Genomic DNA, 15,870 nt, shown 5'->3' on the forward strand with positions numbered 1-15,870 from the left:
ATGGGAAAAGAAACCATAAAACTTACCCGAAAGATCCAGCTACGGGTCGACGCCCGTACCAAAGAAGAAAGAAAAGAGGCTCTTGATACCCTATACCGTTGGCAGAACCGAAGCTATAGGGCGGGTAACCTTATTGTTTCCCACCAGTATATTCAGGAAATGATTAAGGATTTTTTTTATTTATCTGAAGGGATAAAATATAGGCTGGTGGATGATAAGAAAGCTGAAGATGGCATGCTCAATCGTTCCAAGAGCAATTGTACCTACCGGGTGGTTTCTGATCTTTTTAAAGGTGAGGTTCCAACCAACATTTTAGCCTATATGAATTATAATATCATGAATAATTTTAGTAAAAACTTGGTGCAATATAGGATGGGAGAGCGCTCACTTGCAAATTATAGAAGGGATATTCCTTTTCCATTTGGAACGATAGGGATTCATGGATTATCCTATAAAAAAGAAAAAAAAGAATTTTGCTTTCGTTTATTTTCTATTCCTTTTAAAACCTATTTAGGTAGGGATTATACGGATAAACGAAGCTTGCTAGAACAGGTAGTAGCCGGCCAAATCAAACTTTGCGCTTCTAAAATTCAACTGAAAAAAGGAAAAATTTATTGGTTAGCCGTATTTGAGCTTGAAAAAGAAAATCATAGCCTAAAACCGGAAGTCATTGCAGAAGCCTCCCTATCTCTTGAATATCCTATTATAGTGAAATCTGGTAAAGCAAAGCTTAATATTGGTAGTAGAGAAGAGTTTTTATATAGAAGATTAGCCATTCAGGCTGCTTTAAAAAGAGTGCAAAATGCTACTGCCTATTGTAGATCAGGAAAAGGTCGTAAACGCAAAACAAAAGCAGTAGAAAGATTTCACGAAAAAGAAAAAAATTATGTAGGTAACCGTTTGCATGTATACAGTCGGATGCTTATTGATTTTTGTATCAAACAGCAAGCAGGTACACTCATTTTAATAAATCAGGAAGATAAAATGGAGATCGCCAAAAAGGAAAATGGATTTGTTTTAAGGAATTGGAATTACTATGAACTGATGACCAAAATAAAATATAAGGCTGAAAAAGCCGGAATAGAACTTATCGTGGATTAAATTAAAAATGAGGGTGCTTGTACACCCGTAAGGTGAGGTCTCAGTAGCACTCACCAAATGCGCGCAGCATATACAACAAAAGCCTTCCCGCGATAAGATAAACTGGGAATTATGGTAAACAGAAATATTTATATGTAGTCATTAAAAATTAACTACGATCTAAGGTTTTTGGTGTAAGTACACTTGGGATAATTAGAATACCCGTAAGGTGAGGTTTAGATCTTTAATGACACTCACTAAAAGTACGCAGTATTTACAACAATTAAGCTTAGAAAATTTAGATCTGAAGGCTGGAAAATACAGGAATTATGGGCTGACCAAAATAAAATGTACCATGATTTTTTGGTCTTTAATCCGCCTTTTAATCTGCGTGCTAGGGTTTTTCCGATCCTTTCATTTTTTTTAAATTTTGAATTGTGGAGTATTCGAATTAGGAGGAGTTAAAGGCTTATTTATTTTTAACATGACAGACATAGGAAAATCAACTCCCATTAAAATTGCTTCACCAGCACCTAAAACCGGTAGAAAATCTAATGTATTTCGATTGGCAGAAGAACTTGCATTAGCTATTGCTTCTTTGTCATAATGATTGATTAATCTATGTATGATAAATGTACCAATTTGACTGAGAGTACCAAGAGGTATATCTCTTGGCATCTGAGTTGCTATTGTAAGAAAAAGCCCATATTTTCTACATTCTTTAGCAATAGAATCAAATGAATTTAATTGCGTCAGTTCAAAATATTCATCCTTAACACTTTTGTTTAAATATTGATGTGCCTCATCTACAAATAATACTAAGGGCTTTTCATTAAATTTACCTTTTCTGGCCATTTCTAACAAGTATTTCCCAATAGCATTTGCAACTATTTCTCTCGCTTGAAAATCAAATCCTACATTTTCGAAACCGATTCTTAGAATCTTTTTATCCCCTTTTAAAAAATCAGATATCCTAGTGGCCAACTCACCTTCATCGGTTTTCTGCTTTCCAAACCCAAAAATATTTTTGAAAGATTCAGTTTGAATAAGATTCTCTGTTCTAAGAAAAAGACTTGTGCTATTTTCAAATTTTCGCTTGTCTAAGTCGCCCCATCTTGTTATATCTTCTCCAAATTTGTGACTGTCATAAACACATTCCCTTCTTAATTGCTGAGTCAATTTTTGTATATCGAAATCAGCATTACTTTTTTCAATTTCTTCAGAGAATTCATTGTATAAATCAAATATGGGTCTTTTTAAGGCTTGTTTTTTAATTAAGATCCCATCTTTAATTTGCTCCAAATTCCTATTTTCTCTTTTAGCAATTTGAACAAGTTTTAATGAATGGATTGCATCTAAAAGTACTGGTTGCTGGACTTGACCAGAAGGTCTTAGCAAGACGAATAAATCTCCAACTGTAAGGTTAGAATAATGAAAAAAGGAATTAGTGGATAATGTGGCCGGAATATCAGAATAACTGTTTTTATCATGGGTAGAATATTCACCAGTAGCATCAACTATAATAGCTTTTCCGTTATTAGATACAATACCTTCTAAAAGTTTACTAACCGTATAACTTTTACCGCCGCCGGTTGTGCCAACAACGGCACAGTGACGTCCAAAAATCGCTTGTTGTGATACTTCAATTGGCGCGGATTTGTCAAAAGTTAATTTTCCTAGTTCAAAAACTGGACTAGTTTGTAAATGCTCATGTTTAATTCCGAATTTTCTAAAATAACTTCTTATAAAATTAGATGAACAAACGAAAACTTTTGCTCCGATAACAGGTAGTGCATTTAAACCCTTATCAATTTTAGTAGGTTCAAATAAATCAAAAGATAGTAATATTTCTATCTTACCAGTCGGGTGGAAATCACTATTCTTGAAAGATTTTTCGCTGAATTCTAATCTTTCTTTTTCAGGCAATGACAATTCTTGAATCTTACCTAAAAATCCGAATTGTTCTCCTTCAATGACAACAAAGTTTCCAACTAATCCACCATTTAGATTTTCTCCTTTAAATGTAAAAGATTGGAGAAGGGTGGAGGAAGGAAAGTGGACTTTTACAAATTGTGCTGAAACGTAATTAATATATCCAATGAAATAGTTGTGCTCAAAAGGATTTCTATTCTCCATCTGTGTCATTTAGGTTAATAGTAATTCTTTTATACTCATCTTGGTTATATGATTTTAGCAAAGGATATTGCTCTGCAAAATCTGAGAAAAGTTCATCAATTAGTAGAATATTGGAATGTTTATGAGCTAATTCCAAAAGCCATTTTAAATTATCTGAAGTGTCAATCCCTTTATTTATAACCATTAATTGAAATCCTGAATTTTGTTCGAGAGCTTCTTGGATGGCAGTAACTATATGTTTATCATTAAAGCTAAATCCAATACAAATTAGCAGAATATTATCTTTCCTTAGGTTTTGTTGAAACCGTGACATCATTTCAAAAAATGGTTGCTCATATGAGCTTTCATATTTGCTGTCTTTTGGATAGATCATTAATGCTTTTTTTACATTATCAGATTGAATAATGTCTTTTTTTACTTTTTCCCAATCTACGGAGCCATGTGGTTTGTAAAGGTGAAAAACCCTTTTTTTGAAATTATCTTCTTCTTTCAATCTACTTTTATCCCTTAATACAATATCGTAATCGAAGTTTCTTCCACTAAAATATCTAGGAAATGAGAATGAAAAGCCATCGATGATTGTGAAGTTTCCCTTTCTCCCAGCTTGTTCAAAAAGAGTGTCATAATTTAAATTAAAAATTTTTGCTCTTGGAAGCGTTACTTTTCGGCGTGTTATCTTTTCTAAAAAAGTATGGTGAGGAGCATCTTTAGGTAAAACTAATTCACATTTGGATTTAATTAGTTTTTCTATTTCTTTTATAGTTTTCGGGATATTAATTTCCTTCGTAGAAGCAACAAAATCTTTAGCTGCGTTAGCAATCGATAATAATTTTTCTAAATTTTTTACATAATTTCCATTTTCATCTTTGGAATTGTAATTAACTAATTCACAGAAATGATTAAGTTTTTCTTCACCTAATTTTTCTTTCGTGTCATCCCATAAATGTGATAAAAGTCTTCCCTTATTCTTTTCTCCAATTCCAACTGAAGAACCTGCGCCAGTTAAAACAATTAAATTTTCAAATTGCTTATTCAGGAATTTTTGGTATTTATTTCTCTTCGTTTTTATTGCATATTCGAGCTTATCTTGCTTGTCCTCTTCTTCAAATTCTACTAAACTATCATCAATATAAACTTCTTCTACTTTTGAATTATCCTCGGAGTATTTTATGGAAACTTTACTAGATCCATTAATGTAAATGTAATTCATCTATTACTTGTTAAAAATAAGGCACAACTCATTATATATTCATAAATATAGCTATTTATCTGGAGTATGTTTCGGATATCTGGAATTATAGTATCCACTATAATTGGATACTTAACTAAATAACAAAAACGCTATACCAATAATATTCAAGCTCAGGGACACAAAAAATACGACCAGCGCCCATTTCGGATAGATCTTTGCTTCTTTGATGGTGTTGGATAATTCGGTAGAAATCCGGTCATATTCCTTCTTTTCAAAATCCAGGGTATTTTCCAGGCTTGAAAGTTGTCGTACCAATTCTTCAGTATCCAGGTGGATTCCTTGCGAGTGAATTTCTTCCAATCGTTTCATATGCTGCTCAAAGCTTGCCAGTTCAGCGCATAACAATTCCGATAGTTCATCAATTTTTGCCATAATTACAGAGGTTTAATATCCGATATCCATGCCTTTGGATATGGACTTTTTAATTACTTTTTGTGCGATTTCTTTCAATAGTTTTAAGCTGATTTGCACCGGTTCCGGGCTTTTCGCCAAGCTTGTTGTTTTGTTGAGTGCTTTAAATTTCTCGATGCCATGTTCCCTGGCCATTTGCTTTCCGATATTGGATATACTCATGGAGCGGTGAACGGCGCTACCTTTAAGACTATGCCCATCAAAATCAAACCGAAAACCCTGTAGTTTTTGTTGCTTGTTGATAAAAGGAATTGCTTTGACGCCATTGGTTTCCATCCCGCGCATATAGGCCTTATAAGTTTCCGGTTTGAACTGTTTCATGGTCAGCTCATGCCGGCGTCTAATTTCATTTCGAATATCAGTTAAATTAATATTTCGCATCATTTGCACATGGCGAACGGTGGTCAGTTGATGTTCATGAGCTACCCGCTCGGCAGCATGCTGACTACGTTTACCAATAAAATTATCCTTGTAAGCACGCCCATCAAAATCAATCCGGTTCACATACAGATGTACATGCTTATGCTCTTTATCCTGATGCACAAAGGCTATCGCCTGTCGCTCGCCCAGTTTCATCTCTCGCATAAAGTCTTTTGTCAGTTCTCCAAGTTTTCGTTGATCTAGTGTCCGTCCATCTTCAATGGTAGGACTCAGGACAAACGACAGCGTATTGCGCTCACAATGCTCATTCAGCTTTTGGATTTGCTCAAACTCGCGGCTAATTTCCTGCGGGGAATCTCCCACAATATTTTGGGAGTACACAATCTCCCCCTGCTTCTCCTGGTTCCATCCATACTTCATGGAAGCCTGGGTATGACTAATGGATTTTCCTTTACCAATCATAGATCCAGTTTTTTAAGATGTTGCTTCATCGCCTCAGCCAGTTTATAAACTTCAGTAGATAATCTGGGATCCCGTTTTCGGAACATATTCCCGATCGATTTGAAGTTGTTGTGGAATTTCACCAGGTCTTTATAGATGGCAATATGATCATCGCTCATCCGCTCATTGATGTGCAGATCCATGGCTGATTTTCGACAAAATTCACTCAGGCTCAATCCCGATCGTTTCGCCTTAATGTTCAGTAGTTTTTTCTGGTACAGTGTACACCTGAATTTGATTAAGGAGGTCTTCCCCTTAAACATCTCTTTTTTTTCATTGCGACCGTGGGGAGCAATCAAGATTGTGTCCACAGACACACATCTTGAATTAGGATCTATATTAGAATTTTCCGTTTGATGGGAACCCGTGTCCCCATCATTGGAAATCCTCGTTTTGCCCTCCCTTTTTTTTAGCTTTTTAAAGCTTAAGGAATAGGAAGATTTCTTTTCATTTTCAAAGGGTATTTTCTCGTTGAACATGGCGGAGTTTTTCGTTAAGATCTTTATGTGGGTAAAAGCGATATCTCAGGTCTATGGCCTGAGCAAAATGTTCTAGTAAATAGGAAGTCATACGATTTCCGGCAGGATCATGATCCAGGAATAATAAAATAGGATTAGGATAACCATCAAAGCATTTAATGATTTCCTGAATAAAGGATAGGGAGTTGAGTATAATATGATCATGGATAAAAAATAGCTCAGGATCTAAAATGGCTAAAGACAGGTAATCAAATAATCCTTCGGTAATGACCAGTCCATTTCCATCCTGTTGGAAATAGCTATACGATTTCGGACTACTTGAAGCTTTATAAAAAGCATTCCGAAGCTCATAACCTCCACGTCTATTTTGTAGACCAATGGCATAATACCGTTTTCCATATAACTCAAAATGAACTTCACTGGCCAATTCACGAATTAGTTCTCTAGGGATGCCCCGCTTTTTAGCATACCGGAGTAATTGAAAATTTGAGAGTTCCTGAACACAAAGAATTTTAATCCCCTCCTTTTCCTTTTTAGAAATCTGCTTATGAAAAGACAAAGAAGGGTTTTTAAAATCTGAAATTGTTAGCAGCTGATCATTGGCCAGAAATTGTAAACCTTCAGTAATGGAACATTGTCTTAATGCAATAATCAAATCCAGACAATTTCCACCTTTTCCCAATCCGAAATCGTACCATCTGTTTTTATGATAAGAGACATGGAAAGAGGCCTGTGTTTCTGACCGCAGGGGACTCAGAAACCAGGCTTCTTTCACCGTTGTTTTGCTGGGATAATGACCTAATTTAGCGAGTACGCGTACGATGTCTAAATTACGGGCATGTTCACAGCATATTTTCTTTCTTTTCATAAGCGTTCTATTTTCTGGATTTTTTTGATGAATTGATGAGACCCCCTTCTAAGCCCTTATAGTTGTTGAGCTAAGGCTGTCATCAAAAATGCATCAATTCATCATTTTTATTTTCAATAGCAGGCTTTTATTCATCACTTTTATTTTTGATGAACATTTGATGAATAAGTGATGAACCCTAAAATCCCTATAAATACAGGGCTTAGCCTTCCCCGTTCATCAATTCATCAAAATTCTCGGTCAGAAACGACCTTGAAATGTTAAAATAGCGGCCTTTTGCTTCCCGCTGCTCAATCGATCCATCCCCCCACCATACCAATCTTTGATAGCAAAGCGTATTCTTTTGATTCTCCAATTTCCAGGAATTCTTCAGCAGTCTTCTAAGCTGGGTAAGATCCGTTTTAATCCGTGTCCGATTCAGTAATTGTAATGCATCAATTGGGCAGAGTTGAATGTCATCGATATTAAAATGATCCATACCCATCAGTAAAATGGTGGCCAGTTCTTTTTCTACCCGGTTTCGATTATTGGCAAGTAATTTTTTTAAGGCTGGTGTTTTTAACTGGGAATGATGAAACCACATCCTGGTGAGATGTTTGGAATGCAATTGACGATGTTTTAAAAAATGCAGAAAGGCCGGAACTTCCCGGTTAAGATGGTAGAGATAATCCGTTTCTTCAGCCTTGATTTTAGGCACTTTAAGCACCCAGAACCGGGTTTCGTTACCATCAATTTTGATAAAGTTATCCTCATTATTACTGCATAGAATAAACTTTCCAAAAAACTCCACTTCCCGTTTATCTTTACCTTTAGCTTCTAACTTGTTAATGTTGGTGGTACTAAGATATTTGATCCGCTCGGTTAGTTCCTCTTTATTAAAAAGTACTTCATCAATACAGATCAGTAGCTTATTCGCCCAATCCGCATTGAATTGACTACTAAAACTATCATTGGTCAGATAGGTCATGTTATTTTCAAAGATGCTTTTCAGCCATTTCAAAAAGGTACTTTTTCCGGTGGATCGTTCTTTAGACACTAAACAAAGAATCGGCAGAGTTTGCACCGGTTTGGTATATAAAAGTTGTAGATAGTCCAATCCTAATTCAAAATGTGACCCAAAAATATGTTGGACAAAATTTAGGCTAAATATTAGTTCACCCTGCATTGGGATATTACTTAAGGGGGAATAGATATTATAAAAATTATGATAGACCGGTTTAAAATTTAGGTGATCAGGAATACAGGTAAACCCATCATATTTTGCAATTTTACTCAGGTATGATTTTCCATGATCCTGTCGAATGGTCTCTACACTCCAGGGGAGCAATAGCTCATTGAAGTGCCCGGCAATGGTAGGTGCTTTAACTTTTTTATAATACGAAGTCCCTACCCTTAAATATGGTATACTCTTCATAGTAAATAAATTAAGTGAATAGGTTACTTCTTATTTTTCAATAATGTTTTATTGAATTGCTCCTCGATATGTTGATCCGATAGATCAGGTTCCCCTAACAGCCAGGCATCAATTTTATCCCTATCAAAAAACTTTTGACGAATATTAGGATTGCTCCCCATTGGGATAAGCTGAAGGTGGGTAAGTTTATATATTTTACTTTTGGAAAGTCCGGTATAAACAGATAGGTCTTCAACATTCATAACTTTTTTCTTATGGGATAACAGTACTTTAATTTCCTGTAGTAAATCCACCACTTTTTCTTGCTTATTCATAAGTATTTACTTTAAAATTAGAACTGCATAAGAGGCCTCTTATAATTTTAGCTAAAGCAAACTTAAGAAAGCAAATACCTGTAAATCAATACCATAATTTAAAACAATAAGATATTATTCATTAATTATGCTATAAACTAACTGTCAGATGAAAAAAGAAGAAAGAAGTAAGGCTTATAGGTATATGATCTGGAAAAATTAGGAATAATAGAATTGAATTTCAGTCTTTCCGCAGCATCTGTTTAATTAATTTTCGCTGATTTCGGGAGTTTATTTTTTCCTGATCTCCCTTCCATGCCGAAAAACTGGTTTTTAATGTGGAGGCTTTAAGTGGAGCATTATTCATTAAAAATGATTCCATAAGTAAGTCAAAAAAATATTGCTTACGTTCACCAGCAAGATCCTGAATCCCTCCTACTAATAGTTCATCAAAAAGAACGAAAAGGATCTTATGATTGGCCGAATCTCCACTTTTATTTCCCATTGTAAAATTGATTCTTTGATTTACCCGTTTTCCTTTTATAAGCCTTAGGAACTCCTTTTGAGAAGCCTTATCCAACTGAATAAGATCAAAACGGATACGGCTTTTGTTTATGGGTTCGATCTTAAAGTTATGATGTCCTTTAGTAAGATGTCTATTAGATTCATAATAAATAGCAAGTCCCACAAGAAGAACAAGCATAACCACTGCTAAAACTGCAATAATGATCAGAATCTGGGCAATGTTTGGAAAACCTAGAATAAGGCTGAAGCTTAGCAGAAATAAAACAAAGAAGGACAGAAGAAAAAGAATTAAATTAGTAGAATTAGCCTGAACTTTCTCTTCCAGAAAATAGTTGAATCCAGACCTCAATTGGGCCAATGCCTTTGCTGAGATCTGAATGAACTTCTCCATGAATCAATTCTTTTGTCTTATTAAATATAACCAAAAGAATATACATTTAGTTCGTGTACAAAACCTTCTACAATTTAAAATTAAACTTTAATCATATTTTCAGATTCAATCTTATTTACAATTGGTGTATAAATATCGCTGGTACCCTCAGGTGTTTCTATAGATACAATTAGACTATAGCGCATTTTATCATTTGCTCTATTCTGTTTTTTAAGCTCCCTCCACCATCCAGAAGCTTGAGGAAAAATTGCTAATTTGTTACACTTAGCTATTTCGGCCGCTATTCCTTTCCAATAATTACTATGAACAGAACCTTTAAATACATTATCTGCACCTAAGGCCCACCTATTGTTACCAGTGTTTTTATTAAAATCTGTATCCTCGAGCGATTCCTTTTTTAATATAGCCTTCAATTTATCCTGATTTGCCTTATTAGTTCTTATTTTAAAATTCTCGAAATCTTCATCTGGATTTATAAGAAGAAATCTCAATGCCGAAGATTGATAAGAATATTTTGAAGTATACCTATTTCCTGGGTTAGGTTCAATAAAATAAGAAAGAGTAACTTTTAAGGTGACCTCAGTTTCTCCCAATCCAGTCAAAATATCATCTGGCCAAGGAAAATCATAATAATGTATATCTTGGGTTGAGTTTTTACTCTTTTGTTTTGAAAAAGGTTGTAATTCCTGTTCAGAGATAAAGGTAAGATAGTTGGAATTACAATTTTTAGCTTTTTCCAAATTTGGCACTCCATAGCCAATAATTTTCAACAATTTTAAGGCTTCAGTACTTTTTGTAGAGCTTATTTTGAATTGACTAATTAATTCTTTAGGCCAACTGGAAGAATGTATCATTAAAGCCCTTAAAGTCTCTGGCCAAGCATTTGGATACACACTTCTTAACTCTCCTATAAATTTAGATGCTAAAGCCGTTGCTGAACTTGTAGCGCATATAGTAGATAGGTGATTAATTCTTCCTAAATTAGAGGTAGTTAACACTTCAAGATCATGGTCACATTCAGGAACATTATTGTAATTTGATAAATTACCTCCTTCGAATATCACTTCTGGTTTAATTGGCCACTGTGGATCCCACGAACTTGAAGTCCTACTAAAAGGAGATAGCTCAAATTTCTTTGCAATCGTAGTCTTATTAGGGAAAATTTTCTTTGTATAAGCACCTACCGTTATTGCATTCCAAGCTTGAGCTGGATCTTCAACAGATGAATCTAAATTACTTTCAGGATAATTTTTCCAATCATCCTCATGCCGAACATTTCCAGCACTAATAATAAATAGCAATTTTTCATCAAAATTACCTGAAAAAGCTAATTGGTCGATAGTCGCAGACCAAACTGATGGTTTTCCAAAATCATTTTGATCCTTAGATGTAACGGCCATACATATAGTACGATTAGCAATAGCGTTATTAGCTATAGCTGTATTAATTGCATTCTTCGTTATTATTGGTATTTTACTATCATCAGAACTAGTTTTATTAGCTGGTAAAATTTTTACAGATTCTAATAGATACGGGATTTCAATTGATTTGTTGCTACCCAACACATCATTAAGATCCCCATATGCTATGACCCCTGCCATTTTTGTACCGTGCCCATTGTATCCTTGATCATTAACTCCCCAACTGATATCTGCCGATAATCTATCATTATCGAATAAAACATTTTTGAGCAAATCATGTCCATTATTAACACCTGAATCAAGAATCGTAATAAAATTATTATTATCCACGACAGCAAGCCTGTTATTACATAAATCTGCAATCCACTCTTCTCTTTCAATTATAGTTTGATCAAGCCAAAAACTATTTAACTCAATAGCTTTTTTTACCTCTGCGATGTATGGTAAATAATTTATTATTTCGACTAATTGATGAAAGTTTGTTTTAACTAAAAATATTGTTCTCTGAGGAAATAAAATAGGTTCTGAATTTAAAGGAATATCAAAGTTGGTGCATATTACTGTAAGAATTTCAAAAAAATCATCTGAAGTTAATGATTCATTATCAACCCAAACCTCACACCATATTTGCTGATCTTTGGGTAAATAGTTTAGGTCTCCACTCCAAATATCTTCTATCTGAGCTTTATAAAGCCTATCAATGCTTTCAACCAACTCTTGATTACAAGGTTTACCATTTCTGGTATAATCAAGATAATCCTTAATTTTTTTTTCTAATTGAATTCTAGCTTCTGGATTAATATAAACACTTGCAAATTTTCTACCACTATCTCGGTCATAGTCGTACTTTAATAGCTTCAGTCCGCTTGAATCTAATGAATTGACCTTTAAATCAAATCCTGATTTATTTTCAAAAACTAGATATTCTCCTCCTTCTTTAAAATCCAAGTTTGGATTCCGCTGATCATTTCTCTCCCATATTTCACCTATTGCACCTAATAAGAATTCTCCATGTTCGGAGCGATTTTTATTAGGTTTTTTCTTTGTTATAGGAACACCTTTACCTGTGTATTTTTGCTTATCATAAACCGTCTTATTAAGAAATAAGTGAGGTTTTGAATTATTGGACATATGTTATTGATTAAAAAAATTCATTTTTCTTTCTTTAATCATAGTAGTTAACAATTCTTCTGAAACTTTACTTTTATTACTTAGTATTATTTCTTTGAGAGCATCATTGCAGGCATTAGTAATCTCAGCATGACTTAGTCCATCTGCAATTTCAACTATAGGGTCTAGTGAAAAATTATCAAGATATTTAAATAATTTAATTTGTATTAATTCCTTGATAATTTTTTGATCGGGCAATTTATAATTTATAATATCATCGAATCGTCTAAACAAGGCAGAGTCTAGAATTTTAATATGATTAGTAGCACAAAGAATTAAACTTTCTGATTGATCTTGTTCAATCAGCTGCAAAAAAGAATTAAGTATTCTTCTCATTTCACCAATCTCATTATCTCTTCCTCTTGAAGCACCTAAAGCGTCAAATTCATCAAATAGATAAATTCCTCGATTAGAAACCATCATATCGAAGACTTGTCTTAATTTAGCTGAAGTTTCTCCCATATATTTAGTCATTAATTTATCCATCATTACGACATATAGAGGGAGTTTCAATTCAGCTGCGATTGAGGAGGCGGTAGCCGTTTTACCAGTACCAGGTAAACCTGATAATAAAACTTTTCTTCTAATATTAAGACCGAATTTTGTTATTTTTTCTCTTTGATCATATTCTCTGATAATCCTCAAAAGTTTATTTCTAATCTCTTCAGACAAAACCAAATTCTCTAAACCTATCTCCGGATAATATACTAGTACTAAATCCTCTAAATTAGGGTTAATTTTTATAACCTTAAAGCCATCAGTTTTAGCTTTATCGATTAGAGCTTTAATTTCTTTGGCAATAGACATATGTCCTTTTCTAGCCTCATGTGCAGCAACCTGAAGAGCTATAGATGTAAAACGATCACTATCATTCTTATAGTGAGAAAGTAATAATGATTTTATTTGCTCTGCAGTTGCCATTTGAAAGTTTTACTAAACAAAAATACACATTTATAGAAACTTTTTATCAGGTAATTTTCACAATAATTGTTGTACATATGTTGTACCCGAATAGAAACAAAAAAGCCTTACATCTCTGTAAGGCTTGATTTTACTGGTGGTCCCACCTGGGCTCGAACCAGGGACCCCTTGATTATGAGTCAAGTGCTCTAACCAGCTGAGCTATAGGACCAGTCCATAATTTTACTTATGGGTGCGCAAATTTAGATAATTACGTGATATATGCCAAATATTTTTATCAATTACTTTACTAAAATATGTAAAATTTATTCCTCCTAATAATAGGAATAAATTAACTAACTGATTAAAAAGGAATTAAAGAATAATTCTATTTACTATTTTTTATTATTTTTCAAATATTTTTTTATTCTTAGTATCTAAAAACCTATAGCTTAATTTAAAGTTTTATTTTTGCAGTTATGGAAACAAATAGACAGAAAAAAATAGGTGGTGTTTTGCAAAAAGATTTGGCAGATATCCTAAATTCAATTTTGAGAGATGCTGGGATTAGTGGAATTTTAATTTCTGTTTCAAAAGTAAAAGTAACAACAGATCTTAGCGTAGCTAAAGCATATTTAAGTGTATTTCCTCCTAAGCATGCTAACGAAATTTTAGAGGAATTAAATACAGTTAAGCCAAAAATAAAACATGAAATGGCTCAGCGTACTAAAAATCAATTACGTAAAATGCCAGATCTTATTTTCTTTATTGACGACTCTTTAGAATATATTAAAAATATTGAAGAATCGATTAAAGGAAAAGATAATCCCATCTCGAATCCTGATTTACTAGATCAAAGGAAAAAATCGTAGCTTGAAGTTTTCCTATTATATTGCCAAACGATATCTGTTTACAAAAAGCAGCAATAATGCCATAAATATTATTACCATTATAGCTGCTATAGGGGTTTTTGCTGGTTCATTTTCTTTGTTTATAGTGCTTTCAGGCTTCTCTGGACTTAAGGAATTCAGCCTCTCTTTTTCGAATGAATTTGATCCTGATTTAAAGATTATCCCTTCCGAAGGCAAAACCTTGACTTTCTCTGAAAATGATCAGAAAAAATTTGCTAAAATTGAAGGTATTCAGCTATATAGTAAAACTATAGAAGAACGCGTTTTTCTGGATTATCAGCAAAAAACAGCTTGGGCATTTATAAAAGGAGTAGACGAGCATTATAACCAAATTACCAAAATAGACAGTTCGCTTCAAGGAACTTGGTTTACAAAAACAGAACCACAGGTTGTAATCGGTTACGATATTTCCAGAAAATTAAATACTGGGATTTTTAATTACAATCATTTACTTCGTTTAATTGTACCAAAACCCGGAAAAGGACAAATAACCAATCCGGCAGATGCATTTAATCAAAAAAGTGTAGTAGTTAGCGGAATTTATAATATCAATTCTGAATTAAATAAGAAATACGTATTTTCAAATATAAATTTTGCACAAAATCTCTTAAGCTTAAATGAAGATACCTTCAGCGCTATAGAAGTAAAACTTACGCCACAAGCCAATCAAGAAAATGTAAAGGATAGAATTCTGAAGTTTTTTGATAATTCCGTAGAAATTAAAACCCGCGCCCAGCTTAACGATGTACTCTATAAAATGCTAAATACCGAGAATTTAGCAGTATATTTAATATTTACGCTTGTTTTAATTATTGCCTTATTTAATGTTATAGGGTCTATAATTATGGTTATTCTCGATAAAAAAGATAATATTAAAACATTACAAAGCTTGGGAGCAACCCCTAATCAAATCAAAAATATCTTTTTTACGCAAGGTATGTTAATGTGTTCATTTGGAGGAGGAATTGGACTTATTTGTGCTATCGTGTTAATTATCCTGCAAATGCAATTTCAATTTGTTATGATTACTCCCAACTTACCCTATCCGGTTACGTTGGAACTTCAAAATATTTTTATTGTGATATTAACAATCGGAATTTTAGGATTATTTGCATCATTTTTAGCTGCGGGCAGAAGTAAAAAAGCTTTAGAAGAATAAATTTTCACTTTTAGTAGATCATTAATTTTGATACATAGCGGGAGTTATATTTATACTGGTAATAAAAACACCATTTTTATCGTAATAATTATAGCTCATTGTAACTTTATTATCTCTGAATTGTTTTAATTCAGGAGTATTTTTTACACTTTCTGTAAGATTGGTCTTCATATAATTATTTAAATCGTTCAGATTCACTTCGCTCTTTTCCAAATTCACTAAGGTATAGTGGTATTTAAAAATTTTGTCTGAAACTGTAGATGCACTATCTAACCTTGTATCTTGATCTATTTTCTTTGGAGTAACTTCATTAAGTTCCTGTGCTGCATCTATAAGCTGATCTTCAAGACTAGCATTAGAAAACAAATACTGCACCCCGAAATAAGCAATCACAAAAGTAATTACGAAAGATATCCCTTGTATCACTTTATTCTTTGTTGTTTTTTGTTCTGATTGCTCCATATTTTGTTTTATAAGAATATCTAGATGATTTCCTGAAAAAGTACTCTAATTTACAGTTTTTGGTGTATTAAATTCAGTTTTTACAACTTATAAATATACCTCGCAGTTTCCTAACG

15 protein-coding genes and 1 tRNA gene are annotated in these 15,870 nt (G+C 33.4%); 3 read left to right on the forward strand and 13 right to left on the reverse strand.

Translation table 11 applies throughout. The annotated features are described in order from the left end of the window. Complete coding sequence (locus ACN0WI_RS00070) at nt 1–1,101, forward strand: hypothetical protein (RefSeq protein WP_417884562.1); 1,101 nt, start codon at nt 1–3, stop codon at nt 1,099–1,101. A 402-nt stretch (nt 1,102–1,503) separates the two neighbouring features. Here ACN0WI_RS00070 and ACN0WI_RS00075 read toward each other — a convergent pair whose 3' ends face one another. From ACN0WI_RS00075 to ACN0WI_RS00130, 12 genes are all read right to left on the reverse strand, one after another. Then, the gene (locus ACN0WI_RS00075; RefSeq protein ID WP_417884563.1) at nt 1,504–3,216 is read right to left on the reverse strand and encodes an ATP-binding protein; all 1,713 of its coding nucleotides are present in this window, start codon (nt 3,214–3,216) and stop codon (nt 1,504–1,506) included. Further along, nucleotides 3,206–4,426 carry an SIR2 family protein gene (locus ACN0WI_RS00080; RefSeq protein ID WP_417884564.1) on the reverse strand — a complete coding sequence of 407 codons (1,221 nt, stop codon included), beginning with the start codon at nt 4,424–4,426 and terminating at the stop codon, nt 3,206–3,208. Before ACN0WI_RS00080 ends, ACN0WI_RS00075 begins: the two co-directional genes overlap by 11 nt. A 111-nt stretch (nt 4,427–4,537) precedes the next feature. Next, a complete protein-coding gene (locus tag ACN0WI_RS00085) occupies nt 4,538–4,840 on the reverse strand; it encodes a DUF6730 family protein (protein ID WP_417884565.1) in 303 nt (100 codons plus the stop codon). Between the two features lie 12 nt (nt 4,841–4,852). After that, a complete protein-coding gene (locus ACN0WI_RS00090) occupies nt 4,853–5,722 on the reverse strand; it encodes a relaxase/mobilization nuclease domain-containing protein (protein ID WP_417884566.1) in 870 nt (289 codons plus the stop codon). Next, nucleotides 5,719–6,240 carry a mobilization protein MbpA gene (gene mbpA, locus ACN0WI_RS00095; protein WP_417884567.1) on the reverse strand — a complete coding sequence of 174 codons (522 nt, stop codon included), beginning with the start codon at nt 6,238–6,240 and terminating at the stop codon, nt 5,719–5,721. The genes ACN0WI_RS00090 and mbpA overlap by 4 nt, the downstream gene beginning before the upstream one ends. Then, entirely contained in the window at nt 6,215–7,108 is an 894-nt protein-coding gene (locus tag ACN0WI_RS00100; RefSeq protein WP_417884568.1) for a toprim domain-containing protein, read from the reverse strand. Before ACN0WI_RS00100 ends, mbpA begins: the two co-directional genes overlap by 26 nt. A 202-nt stretch (nt 7,109–7,310) precedes the next feature. Further along, nucleotides 7,311–8,522, reverse strand: coding sequence for a primase-helicase family protein (locus ACN0WI_RS00105; protein WP_417884569.1), 1,212 nt, complete (start codon nt 8,520–8,522; stop codon nt 7,311–7,313). 23 nt (nt 8,523–8,545) lie between these two features. Then, entirely contained in the window at nt 8,546–8,836 is a 291-nt protein-coding gene (locus ACN0WI_RS00110) for a helix-turn-helix transcriptional regulator (protein WP_417884570.1), read from the reverse strand. A 220-nt stretch (nt 8,837–9,056) separates the two neighbouring features. Beyond that, nucleotides 9,057–9,731: a hypothetical protein gene (locus ACN0WI_RS00115; protein WP_417884571.1), complete on the reverse strand. Its 675-nt coding sequence runs from the start codon at nt 9,729–9,731 to the stop codon at nt 9,057–9,059. Between the two features lie 80 nt (nt 9,732–9,811). Continuing rightward, a complete protein-coding gene (locus ACN0WI_RS00120; RefSeq protein ID WP_417884572.1) occupies nt 9,812–12,283 on the reverse strand; it encodes a S8 family peptidase in 2,472 nt (823 codons plus the stop codon). Nucleotides 12,284–12,286: 3 nt separating this feature from the next. Further along, a complete protein-coding gene (locus tag ACN0WI_RS00125; protein WP_417884573.1) occupies nt 12,287–13,243 on the reverse strand; it encodes an AAA family ATPase in 957 nt (318 codons plus the stop codon). Nucleotides 13,244–13,377: 134 nt separating this feature from the next. Next, a tRNA-Ile gene (locus tag ACN0WI_RS00130) sits at nt 13,378–13,454 on the reverse strand. 247 nt (nt 13,455–13,701) lie between these two features. On the opposite strand from ACN0WI_RS00130, the gene rbfA reads away from it, so the two are divergent. Continuing rightward, nucleotides 13,702–14,094 (forward strand): 30S ribosome-binding factor RbfA, encoded by a 393-nt coding sequence (rbfA, locus tag ACN0WI_RS00135; protein ID WP_417884574.1) that lies wholly within the window; start codon nt 13,702–13,704, stop codon nt 14,092–14,094. Between the two features lies 1 nt (nt 14,095). Beyond that, nucleotides 14,096–15,292, forward strand: a complete 1,197-nt coding sequence (locus tag ACN0WI_RS00140; protein ID WP_417884575.1) for an ABC transporter permease — start codon at nt 14,096–14,098, stop codon at nt 15,290–15,292. Nucleotides 15,293–15,313: 21 nt separating this feature from the next. Here the strand turns inward: ACN0WI_RS00140 and ACN0WI_RS00145 are convergent, their stop codons facing one another. Beyond that, entirely contained in the window at nt 15,314–15,754 is a 441-nt protein-coding gene (locus ACN0WI_RS00145; RefSeq protein WP_417884576.1) for a hypothetical protein, read from the reverse strand. Nucleotides 15,755–15,870: the final 116 nt, after the last annotated feature.

The sequence above is a fragment of the Zunongwangia sp. genome, from assembly GCF_048269745.1.
Classification (GTDB): Bacteria; Bacteroidota; Bacteroidia; order Flavobacteriales; family Flavobacteriaceae; genus Zunongwangia.